The sequence below is a fragment of the Arcobacter sp. CECT 8989 genome (genome assembly GCF_004116715.1).
In the GTDB taxonomy this organism is placed as follows: domain Bacteria; phylum Campylobacterota; class Campylobacteria; order Campylobacterales; family Arcobacteraceae; genus Halarcobacter.
The window spans coordinates 1-391 of sequence record NZ_PDKE01000126.1; the positions used below are offsets into that span (position 1 = coordinate 1).

The window sequence follows — 391 nt, forward strand, 5'->3', positions numbered from 1 at the left end:
TAATTACACCTTTACCTGCACATAAACCATCTGCTTTTACAACAATTGGTTCACTCATAGTATCAATGAAATCATGAGCTTCTTTTTCATTTGTAGTTTCTATAAATGCTGCTGTTGGTATGTTATATTTCTTTAAAATATTTTTCATATAAACTTTTGAACCCTCTAGTTGAGCTGCAGCACGACTAGGTCCAAATACAGTTAATCCATGTTCTTTAAATATATCAACAACACCATCTACTAGTGGAGCTTCTGGTCCAACAATTGTTAAATCAATTGCATTGTTTTTTGCCCAAATAGCTAACTCATTATAATCTTTAATATTGATATTCTCTGCAATTTGCGAAGTAGCTCCATTTCCTGGATTAAAATATAATTTATGATTCTCTTC

General features: G+C 31.2%; 1 pseudogene. It reads right to left on the minus strand.

The features are described from left to right. Positions 1–391: pseudogene (locus CRV02_RS14685) on the minus strand (phosphoribosylamine--glycine ligase); the annotation flags it as partial.